This window comes from Actinoplanes sp. M2I2, from assembly GCF_023544445.1.
Taxonomy (GTDB): Bacteria; Actinomycetota; Actinomycetes; order Mycobacteriales; family Micromonosporaceae; genus Actinoplanes.
The window spans coordinates 451,131-465,511 of record NZ_JALPVJ010000008.1 but is presented as its reverse complement, the minus strand read 5'-3'; the positions used below and the strand labels follow the sequence as shown (position 1 = coordinate 465,511).

At 68.9% G+C, this 14,381-nt stretch carries 12 protein-coding genes; 7 read left to right on the top strand and 5 right to left on the bottom strand.

All coding sequences use genetic code 11. The annotated features are described in order from the left end of the window. On the bottom strand, positions 1-121 hold a 121-nt coding region (locus tag HJC40_RS46620; RefSeq protein WP_374272182.1), incomplete at its 3' end, for a helix-turn-helix domain-containing protein. Positions 122-469: 348 nt separating this feature from the next. Between HJC40_RS46620 and HJC40_RS19200 the strand changes: the two genes are divergently transcribed. Continuing rightward, positions 470-1,054 (top strand): hypothetical protein, encoded by a 585-nt coding sequence (locus HJC40_RS19200; RefSeq protein ID WP_250002482.1) that lies wholly within the window; start codon positions 470-472, stop codon positions 1,052-1,054. A gap of 29 nt (positions 1,055-1,083) precedes the next feature. Continuing rightward, the gene (locus HJC40_RS19195) at positions 1,084-1,848 is read left to right on the top strand and encodes a hypothetical protein (RefSeq protein WP_250002481.1); all 765 of its coding nucleotides are present in this window, start codon (positions 1,084-1,086) and stop codon (positions 1,846-1,848) included. A gap of 46 nt (positions 1,849-1,894) precedes the next feature. On the opposite strand, the gene HJC40_RS19190 is transcribed toward HJC40_RS19195, so the two are convergent. Together HJC40_RS19190 and HJC40_RS19185 are read right to left on the bottom strand one after the other, a co-directional pair. Beyond that, positions 1,895-2,566: a hypothetical protein gene (locus HJC40_RS19190; RefSeq protein WP_250002480.1), complete on the bottom strand. Its 672-nt coding sequence runs from the start codon at positions 2,564-2,566 to the stop codon at positions 1,895-1,897. Then, positions 2,563-3,114, bottom strand: coding sequence for a SigE family RNA polymerase sigma factor (locus tag HJC40_RS19185; protein ID WP_250002479.1), 552 nt, complete (start codon positions 3,112-3,114; stop codon positions 2,563-2,565). Before HJC40_RS19185 ends, HJC40_RS19190 begins: the two co-directional genes overlap by 4 nt. A 34-nt stretch (positions 3,115-3,148) precedes the next feature. Here HJC40_RS19185 and HJC40_RS19180 point away from each other — a divergent pair, with 34 nt between their 5' ends. From HJC40_RS19180 to HJC40_RS19160, 5 genes are all read left to right on the top strand, one after another. Then, the gene (locus HJC40_RS19180) at positions 3,149-3,655 is read left to right on the top strand and encodes a hypothetical protein (protein WP_250002478.1); all 507 of its coding nucleotides are present in this window, start codon (positions 3,149-3,151) and stop codon (positions 3,653-3,655) included. A 6-nt stretch (positions 3,656-3,661) separates the two neighbouring features. Next, positions 3,662-6,949 (top strand): caspase family protein, encoded by a 3,288-nt coding sequence (locus HJC40_RS19175; RefSeq protein WP_250002477.1) that lies wholly within the window; start codon positions 3,662-3,664, stop codon positions 6,947-6,949. Between the two features lie 98 nt (positions 6,950-7,047). After that, the gene (locus HJC40_RS19170) at positions 7,048-7,974 is read left to right on the top strand and encodes a hypothetical protein (protein WP_250002476.1); all 927 of its coding nucleotides are present in this window, start codon (positions 7,048-7,050) and stop codon (positions 7,972-7,974) included. After that, entirely contained in the window at positions 7,974-10,130 is a 2,157-nt protein-coding gene (locus HJC40_RS19165) for a hypothetical protein (protein WP_250002475.1), read from the top strand. Before HJC40_RS19170 ends, HJC40_RS19165 begins: the two co-directional genes overlap by 1 nt. Beyond that, complete coding sequence (locus tag HJC40_RS19160) at positions 10,127-11,818, top strand: hypothetical protein (RefSeq protein ID WP_308200916.1); 1,692 nt, start codon at positions 10,127-10,129, stop codon at positions 11,816-11,818. Before HJC40_RS19165 ends, HJC40_RS19160 begins: the two co-directional genes overlap by 4 nt. A gap of 81 nt (positions 11,819-11,899) precedes the next feature. Here HJC40_RS19160 and HJC40_RS19155 read toward each other — a convergent pair whose 3' ends face one another. Both HJC40_RS19155 and HJC40_RS19150 read right to left on the bottom strand, forming a co-directional pair. Beyond that, positions 11,900-12,814 carry a manganese catalase family protein gene (locus HJC40_RS19155; protein ID WP_250002474.1) on the bottom strand — a complete coding sequence of 305 codons (915 nt, stop codon included), beginning with the start codon at positions 12,812-12,814 and terminating at the stop codon, positions 11,900-11,902. A 90-nt stretch (positions 12,815-12,904) separates the two neighbouring features. Continuing rightward, entirely contained in the window at positions 12,905-14,329 is a 1,425-nt protein-coding gene (locus tag HJC40_RS19150; RefSeq protein ID WP_250002473.1) for an aminotransferase class I/II-fold pyridoxal phosphate-dependent enzyme, read from the bottom strand. Between the last annotated feature and the right edge of the window lie 52 nt (positions 14,330-14,381).

The window sequence follows — 14,381 nt, the reverse complement described above, 5'->3', positions numbered from 1 at the left end:
AGGCAGCCTCACCCTCGGCCCGATACCGGGCGATGAGCTTTGACACCCAGCCCTTGGACACGCCGTAGGCGCGGGCGGTCTCGGCCTGGCTACGACCCTCGAGGACAACGGCAGTGATCACGACACGCGCTAAGGACACCCCGCGACGATCACCGTCATCCAAAGTTTCCTATGTCCCGACACACCAGTTTCCGATGACTTGAGACAGGGGTTTCCTATGTCTTGAGCCAGGACACTACCGGGGGCACCAGGTCAGAGCCTTGACCACCGATCATGAGTCCTGCTTCAGGCACGTCCGCGGGTTTGTATCGCGCTTCCGAGCTCGGCGACCGGCCGGTCAGACGCAGGACGCTTCACTCTCCAAGCCCCGCCTTCCCTCAGCCCGTCCAGCAGGCGAGAGCTGACGCCGCGGGCAGATGACGGCCACCCGTGATGGTGTCAGGCTCGTCAGTGGTGGATAGTCGCTGGCATGGAGGAGAGCGACCACCAGCGAGCCCGCGCCCGGATGTCCGCCGCGGCCGACAAGATGGCTGAGAATTTCGAGGCTCTGGCGGAGCGGGCCGATGAGTTTGCTGAGACCGCCGCCATGAGCGCCGACATCCATGACCGCGCCGCACCGAACCTTCCCGGCGCGGCGGAGCATGCTGAGCGTGAGCGGGCTTTTGCGGCGGCGGAGACGGCGGCGGCGGACGCGTACCGCAGTGGGGAGGTGCCGTCGGATGAGGTGCGGCAGTCGGTTCGCGCGGCCGGGTCCGCGTCGGATGAGCAGCGTGATGATGACCAGCATGTGGTTGACCTGGAAGTTCGGGACACCCGGGCCACCATTCGCGAGTTGGAGCTGAACGTGCGCGAAGGGGTTGGTGACGCCCGCGAGGAAACGCGCGACGGCCGGCACCGGCTGCGGGAGGGGCAGGCCGACGAGCGGGAGCGGGCCGCGGAGGCCCGGGACCGTGCCGCCGACGCCCGTGACCGCCTCGCTGATTCCCGGGACGCTCAAGCCGATGAACGCGACCGGGCCGCCGACCAGCGGGAGATCGACTCCCAGGCCGGCTAGGTGTTCCCACGAAGCAGGAGCGTGGACCTGTGCTGAGCGACCGGGATCGCACTCTGCTGGCCCCGCATCTCGCGCTGCTGCGGTCGGCTCAGAAGGACCTCGCGGCGGCCCGGCGCGGCTTCGACGAGGCCGAGCGTGGTCTGGCCGAGTCGTCCGGCGGCACCGACTGGCGGGATCGGATGTTGGGCGGCCTGTTCAGTGCCGACGACGGCCGCACCCAGCGATACCGGCGCGCTCGCGATGCCCGCCGTGCCGCCGAGAAGACCTTGGCGGAGGCCGAGGCCGCGTACGCCAAGTATGCGCAGCGTATGGACGGGCTTCTCGACCCGATCCTGACCCGCGACGACCCCGGCTTCCGCGCGCTGCTGGATGCCGTACGGGCTTGCGACAAGGCGCTTCGGGCCTGCGAGGGGATGCGCCGGGCCATCGCGGCGACCCTCCGGACCGAGGCGCCCAAGGGTAAGCCCGTGCGTGACAGCGAGAGCTGGCACGAGGCTGAAGCCGCCCGCCGGCGTCGCACCGAGCTCGTCGACGACATCCGCGCGAAGGGGCCGGGGCTGGGACGGACGATCGAGCGGGCCGCGCGGGCGGTCGAGGAGGTGACCGGGGAGGCGCCGCGGCGACGGATCGAGCTTGATACGGGCGATGTGGCGGCCACCGGGATGGCTGTGGATCAGCGGCTGCGGGCTCTGCAGCTGCAGCTGGACGGGGCGATCAAGGAAATCGGCCGGTGGCGGGCCGCCGCCGATCAGGCTCGGGCCTCGGCACTGCGAGCTGCGCACGACAAGGTGTGAGCATCAGCCCGCGGCGGGGACGCCGCGGGCTGTTCTGCGCTGAGCGTCAGCCGACGCCCTGCTTGGCGTCCTTGAGGACGTGGACGCCGGCGCCCAGTTCGACGATCTGCGCCTCGGTCAGGCCGAGCCCCTGCCACACCTGGACGATCAGGTAGATGCCGGACGGCTGCTTGACCCACAGCGACCAGCCGCTGTCGCCGTTGGCGTCGGCCGGTTCCAGGCTCTTGAGCAGGATGCCTTCCTGGTCGCCGACTTTGACGGTCTTGCCTTCGCGTCCCGGTCCGCTCTGGTCCTTGGACTCGAGCATGACGGTGATCTTGTTTTCGAACGACTGGGGGTTGTCAAAGCCGGCGCCGGGCTTCGCCTTCTCGGGGGCGATCGTCAGGAAGCCCTGCTCGCTCGTGTGCACGTACCAGCCGTCGGGGACCTTGTCGACGGTGAAGCCTTCGGGCTGCTCACCCTTGTAGGCGACGAGCTGTACGGCAACCGTGGCGGCGGTGGTCCGGTCGGCCGGTGCGCTGGGAGTTCCCGTACTCGTGGCGACCGCGATCGCCGCGGCCAGGGCGGCGACACCGAAGGCCGAACCGGAGCAGGCCTGGACGACCCGGCGGCGGCGCAGGGCGCGGCGGCCGCGGGCGAGGTCGGCCTCCACCTGGTCTTCGGTGGGGTCGGGGACGGGACCGGCGATGTTGCGGAAGTGGTCACGCAGGTCGGTCATGGGGTGGCTCCCTGGCTGAGAAAGGTGGGTCGGACGCTGTCGTGCAGGGCGGCTCGGAGACGATCCAGAGCGCGGGCCGTCTGGCTCTTGACGTTGCCCTCCGAGCAGCTGAGCGCGTCCGCCGTCGCTGCCACGTCGAGGTCGTAGAAGTAGCGGAACACCACGGCGGCCCGCATGCGGGGCGGCAGTTCACGCAGCGCCTGCTTGACGGCCTCGCCCGCGGCTCCGGCGCCGGCCGGCGTGTCACCGGGGACGTCGGGGAGGACGGCCATGCTGCGTTCGCGGTGCCGCCAGACCCGCCGCTTCTCGTCGATCAACGCGTTGACCAGCACGCGACGCACGTACCCGTCCGGGTTGTCGGCTCGCTTGAAGGCCGGCCAGGCGACGTACAGCTTGGTGAGCGCTGCCTGGACGAGGTCCTCGGCCAGGTGGATGTCGCCCGCGGTCAGCAGGGTGGCCGTGTGCAGAAGCCGAGGGCGCCGGCTGACCACGAAATCGTGGAACTGCTCGTCTCGCTCGGTCCGGCCCGAGCCTCTGTCTCGTCTCACACCCCCATGACGATCGGCTCGGCGGCTGGGTTGCATGCGGCCCATCATCGACCAGCTCAACAACGCGAGAACAGAGATGTCCGGCTGGGCATTGCGCATGATCGATCACTTAGATCATTCTGGTGACGTCACGATGACCCACAGCGACGGGAGTGACCTGGTGAACGCGGACTCCATGCGTACCCTGCAGATCGACCTGGACGAACCGGGACCCGATCTACGTCTCGAGTCGTCGACTCAGGAGATCCGCCGGAGCTTGGCGGATCTCGGCCTCGCGGTCACTGTCCCGACGAAGCCCGCTCCACCGGGAGGCCGAGGCGTCGACCTGGTCGAGATCGGCGCGCTGATCGTGAGCTTGAAGCCCACCATCGAATTGATCACCGAGATCGTCAAACTCGTCGGCGAGTGGCGCGGCCGGGACAGAGGCGCCCGAGTTGTCCGGCTCACTTCGGGCGGCCGGGAACTGGTCGTCGAAGGCGCTAGCGATGACGACATCGCGAAAGCACTGGAACTGTTCGACGACGACGAAGACGACGAGTAGGCCGGGGTGGCGGCCTACGGGCGGGCTCTGGTTGTCGCCGTTCAGGACTTCGAACATTCGGGGATCCCTACGCTGACCGCCCCGCTCGCCGACGCGGAGCGACTGGCGAACGTTCTGCGCCGCCCTGACATCGGCGAGTACGCGGTCGAGAGCGTGCTGGTCAACCCGGATCGGTTCGCGCTGGTCAGTCGCCTGAGTGCCTTCCTCTCCGAGGTCACGGACCACGAGGTGGCGCTGGTGCACATCGCGACCCATGGGCTCGTCGCCCGCGACGGCATGTTCTATCTGGCCGCAGCCGACACCGACCCGGGCAGCCCGGACACCGGCCTCGACGCCGACACCCTTCACCGGCTGATCCGGGAATGCCGATCCCGCCGGCTTGTGGTGATCCTCGACTGTTGTTACGCCGCTCGTGCCTTCGGGGGGCCGCTCGAGCCCGTCGAGAAGTACGTCGGCCAGGTGCTCGGCCGGCCCGACGGAGGCGGCGGCAAAGTGATCATCGCTGCCGCGGCCTCCCGGGAGACCGCCTACGAGAATGAAGGCCGGTCGGTGTTCACCGGCGCTCTCGTTGCCGGGCTGGAAGGGGGCGCCGCCGACGTCGACCGCGACGGCTTCGTCACGGTCGACGACCTGGACCGCTACCTGCACAAGGCCATGCAGAATCTGGCGCAGGACCAGACTCCGCGAATGCTCGCCGACGTGCGGGGGCTCCGGTTCCGCATCGCGACGAGCCCGCTCGGCCCGGCCAAGGACAATGAGGTGCGATACCGCGAGAACTTGGATCTCGCGGTCAAGGACCGGCGCATTCTGGAGGACCTCGGTCGCCGCTACCTGATCGACAACCCGACCGACCCGGAACACGTCCGTGAACGGGTCGACTGGACGGTGAACTTCTGGCGCGAACTACAGGTGCGAAACGAGTACGAGTATCTTGCCCTGCTCCGGTGGCTCCAGAATGAGCACAAGACCAAGTACGAGGCCGTCTTCGCCGATCCCCTTGAAGATCGGCTCTTCGAGATTCAGCATGTCGTCGAGGACAGTCGCGACGCCTCCCGGGACCCGCGGAACAGGATCACCGGGATCGCCGGTTCCTGGCAGATCTGCCGGCGCAGCGACGCCGAGCGGATCCGGCAGGAGTCCGGCCTCACTGCCGAGGACCTCGAGCGCCTCGTCGACGAACTGGGCATCTATCTGGAAGAGCCCGCTTCACTGCCGGTTCTGACGCCGCTGCTGCGGGCGACCCAGGTCCAGCAGGTCATCGTCAGCACCGGCGCACGGCACGTCCTTGACCTGCTTTGGGCGGGTGACAACGCGCTCGCTGACATTCTCGGCGTGCTGGGCGATGACGTGCAGGTCGCTGATCGACCTGAGATCCGGCTCGATGAGGCGGCGGTGGCAGCGGCCGCTCGGCGAAGGCCGGGCGAGCTGAGGACTGTCTGGTCCGCACTGGAACCTTTGACGGCCGGCGATCTGCGGCACCTGTTCCTCTGGCAGATCGCCGAGCACGGGCGGAAGACGCGTCGCGCCGGATCGGACCTGATGGCGGCGCTCCGAAAGTGGGGGCTGGTCGAGGAAGACGTACGACGGCTGGCGTATGCCATCGATGCCGAAAGCACGCCGAAGCAACGACCGGCACTGGAGCACTTGCAGTCCGACCTTGACCTCGGCCGCTGCTATGGCTCCTATACCTACGTTCGGAATCTACCGCCCGACCGTCGCGACAAGGAGCTGGAACGCGCCGCTGTCTGGCTGACCCGACGGGTCGAGCAGGCCCAGGAGTGGCTTGAGGAGGCCGGCCGGGAAGAGAAACCCGAGCTTGCGTGGCAATTGCTTCACTACGCCGAGACGTGGGTGCCGGATCTGCCCGGTGTTGCGGAGGCGTGGCGACGGTTCCCGCCGCCGGCGCCGGAGCAGGTCGAGGTGACCGTGCGAGACCTCAGCGTGGAGATTCGCTGGACGCCGGCCGGGCCGCCGTCGGACGACGTGACGTACCGGGTGGTCAGGAAGATCTCGGCCAAGGACGACTTCCGTCCCGTCGAGACGGAACCGGGCGCTGATGCCTTCAGCGCGATCGACAACCGGCCGCCCGTGAGACAAACCGTGTGGTACGCGGTCGTCGCCGAACGGAACGGTGTGTCGTCTGCCCCACGTCCCGCCGAGAGCGTTCGAGTTCTCCCGCCGGTCACCGGGCTCAACGGCAGATTCGAGGCCGACCGCATCATCTTGTCCTGGCAGCTTCCTCCGGGGGCGGAGGCAGTCATGATCCGCTGTGGTGACCGAGCCGAACCGTGGGAGGTACGCGGCTACAGCTACACCGACACCGATGTCTCGGCCGGCCCGACGTACGAGTACGACGTGCTGGCCCGCTACCAGGAAGGCACGTCGGCGCCGCGCCGGGTGACTGTTTCCACGACGCGTGCGGGGGAGGCGGTGCGGCGGCTGGACGTCGGATACGCGGCGACACCCGGTCGGCTCAGCGTGAAGTTCGATCATCCGGATCGCGGCGAGTTGATGATCGCCTTCTCCCGCTCCGAGCCGCCCGCCTTCGGTACGACTCTCCGGGGTCAGGGCCTTGAAGAAGCCGGCACCATGGTCGGCGGCACTCACATCGAGATGATGATGCCGAACCGACCAGGTTGGGTCTACGCGGTCACCGTCTCCGGCGATTGGCGAACCTACGGTGCACGAACGACCTACGCGCCGATCCCTTCGATCGGCGAGCCGCCCACGGTGCTACGCCGGGGAACCGACATTCAGGTGTCCTGGAGCTGGCCGGTCGGCCTGCTCGAGGCCGAGGTCAGCTGGACGGCGACCGACGGAACTGACGGCCGCCAAGCCGTGACCAGAGGCTCGTACGAGAACCGGGGTGGCGTCTGGATACCGGCGACGGGCGCCGCCACCACGGTGCGTGTTTTCCCGATCGGGGTGTGGGCCGGCGAGCGCAAACGGGGAGCCGCCGCCGATGCCCAGGTGGCCGCCCGCCCGTTCGTGCGGTACACGCTGGACCGGACTCCGGACGGCGGGATCGACATCGGCCTGGTGAGCCCGACCAAGGTGCGCATTCCCCGGCTGCTCGTGGTGACCGCGACCGACCGCCAACCGCTGCATGGGGATGACGGGCTGGTGCGGGAACGACTTTCGGACGTCGTCCTGGACGGAGAGACGCCCTATCGGCTGACGGTCGGACCGCCGGCCGCCACGGTGAGATGGGTGCGGTGTTTCGCCCCGGAGTCGGACGTCGAACTGATCGATCCGCCCATCGGCCGGCAGCGTCAGTGGGGTGAGCGGCGGTGAAAATCTTCTGTCCGTACTGCCGCCGGCGACGGGCGACCACCGACATTCTCTATCGCTGTTCCGAACATCACGGCTGCCAGCCGATCCGGGGCCGATTCTTGCGACAGCCGACAGTGTGCCCGAAACGCCACGAGATCGAGGAGCGGGTTTGCCTCTGCGGACGCCGCCTGCCCACCAACTACTGCGAGTCCCGCAGCTATGTCGTGGCGATCGTCGGAGGTGCCGGCTCGGGGAAAAGCACGTACCTCACCGTCCTCATCCGGCTGATCAGTAAGGTCGTCGCCCCGGAACTGCACGCGGGGTTCAGTGACGCTGACGACGACACAGCACGCCGCTATCTCGAGATGGAGACCCGGCTTTTCGAGAACGGCATCGCGTTACCGGGGACGCAAGTGGAGACGCCGGCCGATCCCCGAGACCCGCTGATCTTCCGGTGGGAGCGGGGAACGGACTCGCGACACCAGAAACTCGGCTTCCTGCTGTTCTACGACACAGCGGGCGACGACGTGGCTGATGAGCAGCACACCAGGTACATCGGTGGCTACCTCAGAGAGGCCGCGGCCCTGATTCTGCTCGTCGACCCGGAGCATCTTGATTCCGGCGCGGACCTGGCCGATCGGCTGCCGGCCCAAGCGCGCCACCGGGTTCCCGGCCCTCGTACGGTTCTGGAGTACGTGACCCGCCCCCGCCGCGCACCGGGGAGGAAGTCACCGCCGATAGCCGTCACCTTGACCAAGATCGACGCACTCGCGGAACGGCTGACAACGCAGTCCGCGATGCACCGTCGACGTAGCCCGGACAGTGACGACCGCGAGTCGGTCGACGAGCAAGTTCGGTCGCTCCTGCACAGCTGGAATGCCGACCTCGAACAGTTCCTGTCGCTGCACTACCGGCGCAGCGGGTACTTCGGAGTCTCATCGCTCGGTGCGGCGATCGACCAGGGCAAGGTCGACAGTCTCGGCGTGCGGCCCCACCGGGTCACCGACCCGTTCGTCTGGCTCATCGGCGAGATCGGACTGGTCTGATGGCGTACGAGTTCTGGTACATGAGCACGTCGGCCGGGCTCGAAGCTCGCTCGGGGTGGCAGTTCGTCGCTGTTTCGGCCGGTGCCGGCACCGCGATGCGCGACGCCGTGCTCCCGTGGCTGAGGTACAAAGCGCCGCCCGACACTCCGATCGACCTGGTCGCCGAGGACGAGGCTCGGCTGCCCGTGGCTTTCTCGTACGCGCCATCCGAACTCGGCCTCGTCTTCGCTGAATGCCGGCCGCACGGCGAGGACTTCATGGGCCGGCCCGGCAACTTCCTCGGCCATGCCGTCCTCACCACCCCGGACGAGATCGAAGGGCTCCGGCCGATCGAGCTCTGGCAGTCGGCGTGGTCGACCGCGACGCCGCCGGCGCGGCTGCCGGACGACAACCTTCCGCCGGCTCAGCCCGCGCTGCCGGGAACCGAAGTCGACCCGGTGCGCGTCATGTCCTGGCTTCGCCAGGCCGGCCCCCGCGCCGAGCATTTCCTCGCTGCCCTGATCGAGGCGGTGCTGCCCCTGCTGGGCGGACATCGAGGACGCATCGTGATCGTCACCGACGAGGCCCCCGACGTTGTCAGATGGATCGCCGCCGTCTCCTACTCGCTGCCGGCCGACCTGGCCCAGCGCTTGTCGTTCGTGACGTACAGCGGCGATCCGGCCATCGCCGGCACCCTTGTCGTCGGGACCACGCCGGCGGTGTGGGCCGCGGTCGGGGGTGGCCCCGCGTACTTTGCGGAGTCGCTCGAGGCGCCGGCGACAGCCTCGAGCATTTTCGCCCGTTCGATCGCTCAGTTGTGGGCGTCGGAGGAGCTCAGAGCCTTGGGCGAACTCGTCAGCATGGCGGGCTCGCTGGCCACGGTCGCGATGCCACAGCACCATGAGTACGCGGCGATTCTGGGGCTGTTGAGCCGACCCGGGGAGAGCACGGCCGACCTGCTCCGGCTGGCGGGCACGAAGGCGATAACCGAGGCGCTGCGGGTGGGGGCACACCACTTCCCCGACGACGACTGGCAGCATCGGGAACTCGGCGTCGGCTGGACGTTCGAGGCGTACGCCACGGTGGCCGAGTCGGCCGCCGCGGCCGGACAGCAGCGATTCGCCGAGTCGGCGGTCCTGCACTGTGTCGAGGCGGTCTGCCGGGTGCCGGCCCGGCAATCCCGGGTGCCGCGAGTCAGGTCGCTGTCGGCCGCGACCAAGGACGCCGCGGCCGGGATGCTGATCACGGCCCTCAACTCGATCACATCGGTGGATGAGCTGACCGACCTGGTGACGCTGGCCGACCAGCTCACCGGGGTGTGCCCGGAAAGTGACATCCGCCGGGCCGCGGTCGGATGCGGACGCCGCGGAACGGTCGACCTCGTGAAGGTCCTCACCATGCCGAAGTATCCGCGGGAGCTGATCCTCGCGGGCGTCCTGGGTGGACTGGAGGAAGCCCCGACCGAGGTGATGGACCGTGTCCTGACTCCGCAGGCTCGCCTGGGCCTCGAGGACCGTGACCTGACGGCAACCCCGCGGATCGCGTTGGTCGTGCTCGTCGACATCGCGCGACGGGTGCCGAAGCGGCGGATCGAATGCTCGCGTCGCGCGCTGGCACTCGTCTCCGCCCACGTCTCGGTGGTCTCGGCACTCAAGCACATCTGGGAGGTGCCGCCGACCCCCGAGAACTGCCTGGAGATCTTCGGCCGGCCCGGGCACCCGCGCCCCGTACCGCCGGCATCGCCGGAGGTGCTCGAACTGTGCAGCCGCGCCTGGGCGACCTACGCCGTGAGCGGTACGGCGCCGGTCATGCTGGCGCGACGGTTGCAGGAGTTCCCCGGCGCCGGCAGGCCGGTGGGCGCCATGGTCGACGCGGTTCTGGTCCTCGGTCTCGCCGCGCTGGACGGCACCGACGAACGCGAAGCGAGAGAAGGCGCCCGGGCGATCGGCCAGTGGTACGGAGCCGCCGGTCCCGTGACCGCGCGGCGCGTCCTCGACGCCGTGGCCGCCTGGATGCTGCAGGTGTCACCCAAAGGCGTGCGAGCCGTCGGTCCCTCCCTCCGGGCGCCGCTGGCCGCCTTCGCGTCCTCGGCGCCGGACGGCCCGATGCGGAAGGCCGTCGATCGGATCGACCAAGTGAACAAGCCTCGGCGCCACTTGTTCCGGAGGCCGTCATGAGCGAAACGGGTGATCAGGACTCAGGCGTCACCCGTTTCCGTGAAGGCATGGACAAGTTCGTCTTCTACGTCCTGGTGGCCGCGGTAGTCCTCCTGTTTCTGCTCTTTCCACTGGTGACGATCGTCTCGCTCGTGATGGTCAGCGTGCAGGGCGGCCGGGCCCTGCTGGACGGGGTGCGAAACGCACCTGCCGGCAGTGCCTCCGAGGAAGGCACCACGTATCCGCCCTATCTTCAGCACCGGCTGTGGCCGGACTTCAAGCAGTTGTCGGGCCAAGGCGCGGAAACGGCGCGCGCACGGCTGGAACGAGCCTCCAACGACGCCGCCCACTGGTTCGCCCGGCCGGGCACCAAGCAGCTCTTGATTCCTGTACGTCTGGCTTATCGGCTGGGCTGGGGACTGGCGGTGGCGGTTCTGGCCATCTCCAGCGCGGTGGTAGCGGTCCTGCTCGCCGTGATCTGGCTGCTGCTCAGTGGATCGCGCTGGGCCGCCGGGTGGCTGCTCCGAGGAGTGGACGCCGCCCTGGGGTGGCGTCGCCGGATCCGGACGACCTGCCCACACAGCTCCTGCTGGCGAAAGATCAATCAGGCCGAGTACCTGTGCCCGGGAACGCGGGACGCGGCCGATCCCCACGTGCACACCGACCTGCGACCCAATCGATTCGGCGTGTTGTGGCACGTCTGCCGATTGTGCAACCGGCGTCTGCCGACCGCGACGGTGCTCGGTCGGCACCGGCTGACCGCACGTTGCCCACACTGTCACCAGCAGTTGCCGGCCCGCACCGGACGGGTGCCGATCGAGCCGATCCCGATCATCGGGGGCACGGGCGCCGGCAAGACCACGTATCTCACGTTGGCCCTGCACGAACTGACGGGGTCGTTTCACGGCGCTGTCACCATCACCGACCCCGCACAACACAACGAGCAAGAGCGTCGCCACCAGGAACTGCGGGCCGGCAATACCCGGCCGACCCAGCGAGACATGCCCACGGCCGTCGTGGCCGACGTTTCCCGGGTCGGCCGGGGAGGACGCATCCTGACCATCTTCGACGCGGCCGGCGAGCTGTTCCGAGACGAGAGCCGGACGACGCGCCTTGGTTACCTACGGCACGTTCGCAGCCTGATGGTTGTCGTGGACCCCGGCGCGGTGGCCGAGTTGCACGAGGTTGTCCGGGACAGCCGACCCACTGCCACCGGTCCCGATCCGTCGCGGGACGATCCCGTCGACGTCCTTCGGGCCGTTCTGCTGAAGATTCTGAAGGACCGATCCACCCTTGACCGGATCGCCGTGGTGATCACCAAGGGCGACCTGTTGAACGACTCGATCGTCGGCCGGCCGGCCGACGGCGACGAGGCCCGAGCGTGGTTGATCGACCGGAACCTGCGACCGTTGGTGGACCGTCTGGAACGGGTCGCGCGCGAGAAGGTCCGGTATGTCACCTCGGACCGTGACACTGATGACGACGGCCACCGCCGAGCCGACCTCCTGCTGTGGCTGGCGCACGAGGACCGCAGCAGATCACCGCTCGGACAACCGGCCACGTCCGAACGTATACGCGTCCCGGCCGGCCACGCCGGCGATCCTCCGCTGTCTTACCGCGCCGGCCGGAAAGCCATTCTGGGCCTGTACGCCGTCGGCCTCGGCGCGCTGCCGATTGCCTCGACCGTCCTGGCCATGACCGTCCGGTGACACCCGCGGCCCCGAAGTGCGCACACAACCGGGCCGGGCGGTGGGACCGCCCGGCCGTACGGCTGCTCTTTGATCCAGGACTTAGTCGAGGGCGCCCTTGATCTTGTTGACCACGTTGGCGACGCCCTGGCCGTGGGCGGCCGCGCCGGTGCCGGGCTTGCCCTTGCCCATGGAGCCGTCGTAGGTGACGTACAGCTTGGGGTCGGGGGCGGGGCCCAGCGGCTTGTCGTCGGTGAGGGGCTGGGCGTCGGGGACGTAGTCGATCTTGTCGCCGAGCAGGGTCTCGCCCTGGGCCCAGCGGCCTTCGCCCGCGGTGCTCTCCGGGTCGAAGCTGTAGAAGGTGCGGCGGGCGAAGTCCTTCTCCACGTCGGCGTTGGACTGCTCGATCGGGGAGTCGGTGAAGCCGTCCGCGATCAGCTGCTCGATGCCGAGGAGCCACTGCTGCTGGTGGTAGGTGTCACGCGCCAGGTTGAACTGGAGCATGTCCTTGACGCCGCGGTCGTCGGTCATGTTGTAGACGCGGCTGGTCATCAGCCTGCTTTGCGCCTCGGCGGCCACGTTCGACCGGAAGTCGGTCAGCAGGTTGCCGCTGGCGATGATGTAACCGGTGTTCCACGGCACGCCGGCCGCGTCGCGGGGCAGCGCTCCGCCGCCCGTGACGATGGCGTGCTGCGGGTTCATGCCGCCGATCACCGCGGCGAGCACCGGGTTGGCGGCGACCGCCTTCTCGGTGGTCTCGCTGGGAGCGCCCTCGAGCAGCCGGGCGAGCATGGTCGTCAGCATCTCGACGTGACCGATCTCCTCGGTCCCGATGTCCATGATCATGTCTTTGTACTTGCCGGGCACGCGACAGTTCCAGCCCTGCCAGAGGTACTGCATCATCACGGTCATCTCGCCGAACTGGCCACCCACCAGCTCCTGGAGCTTGGCGGCGAAGAGGGCGTCCGGCTTCTCCGGCTTGGCCTGGAACTGCAGGTAGTCGACGTGCTTGAACATCAAGTCCTCCAAGTCGATGGAAGCGGAACACTCCTCACCTACCCGAAGGGCTGTCCCTGGCGGGACAGCCGGTGGCCCGGCGGTGTCACATCACTCGCGCACCACCCGGAACGTCTTCAGATCGGGATCGGCGCTGTCCGGGATCGTCATGCCCGCGGCCAGCCCGGCCCGCAGATAGTCGACGACCGCCTCGTTGAAACGCTCGCCGGGCAGGATGGCCGGCACCCCGGGCGGGTACGGGCTGATCATCTCGGCCGAGATGCGGCCGGCCGGGTCGGCGACCTGCTCGGTGGCGGCGAAGTAGGCCTCGCGGGGGTTCATCGCCTGGTCGAGGTCGAGGTCGTGCAGTTCCGGAACGGCCGGCGCGGGACGGTCGGGACGGGGCGGCTCGGCCGCGAGCTGTTCGAAGGCGCCGGCCAGCCGCTCCATCGCGACCTCGTTGTCCGAATAGGTCAGTGAGCAGATCACTCGCCGGGCGTCGCCGAGCTGGACGAGCAACCGGTGCCGCTCCTGCATCCAGTCCTTGACCTGATAGCCGGTGAGCCCGAGCTGGGACACGTCCACCGACAGCTTGAGGGCGTCCCATTCGGCGACGCTGTCGTGACCGATGATCGACTCGTCCAGCACGCCCAGACCGGGCACCTTGCCGAGACGTACGCGCAGGTGGTTGGCCCGGCGCAGGGCCTCGTCGAGCAGTTGGTGCCCCTCGGCCACCATCCGGCGGCGGAAGCCGTCGATCGAGCCGTAGAGCAGCGCCGACGGGCTGGTGGTGGTGAGCAGGTCGAGCCGCAGGCGCAGGTCGACCGGATCGACCAGGTCGCCACCGACCAGGATCATCGACGCCTGGCAGAGACCGCCGTCGGCCTTGTGCAGGCTCTGCACCACGAGGTCGGCCCCCGCCTGAATGGCCGCCGTGGGCAGGTCGTTGTGGAACGGGAAGTGCGCGCCCCAGGCCTCGTCGACCAGCAGCGGTACGCCGTGCCGGTGCGCGAGTCGGGCGATGCCCCGGACGTCGGCGCCGGTGCCGTACTCGGTCGGCGTGATCATCAGGACGGCGGAGATGTCCGGTTCGCGGCGCAGCGCCTCGGCGACGTCGTCGGCGCTCGCCGGGTGGGCGATCTGGTTCTCCGGGTCCCAGCGCGGCCGCAGCCAGACCGGGTGGGCCCCGGCCAGGATCAGCGAGGCCACGACCGACTTGTGGACGTTGCGGTCGACCAGGATCTTCTTGCCCGGCCCGGTGACGGTGAGCATCGCGGTGTGCATCGAGACGGTGGAGCCGCAGGTGGCGAAGACAGCCTGCCTGGCGCCGACCGCATCGGCCATCAGAGCTTCGGCCTCGGACACGGCGCCCTTCGCCGTGATCACGTCCGCCTCGAAGGCGCCGCGGGACAGGACCGCAGCGGTGCGGTCGTCGATGCCGAGCCCTAGGCGGTGTCCGGGCAGCGCGAAGGTGTACCGGTCTTCCTGCCGGAACTGCTCGATGGCGTCCAGCACCGGTGTTCGTCGTTGGTCCATGGCGCGCCGGATCCCCCGGGGTCATAGGCATAAACCTTGGCCCCGACGGGTC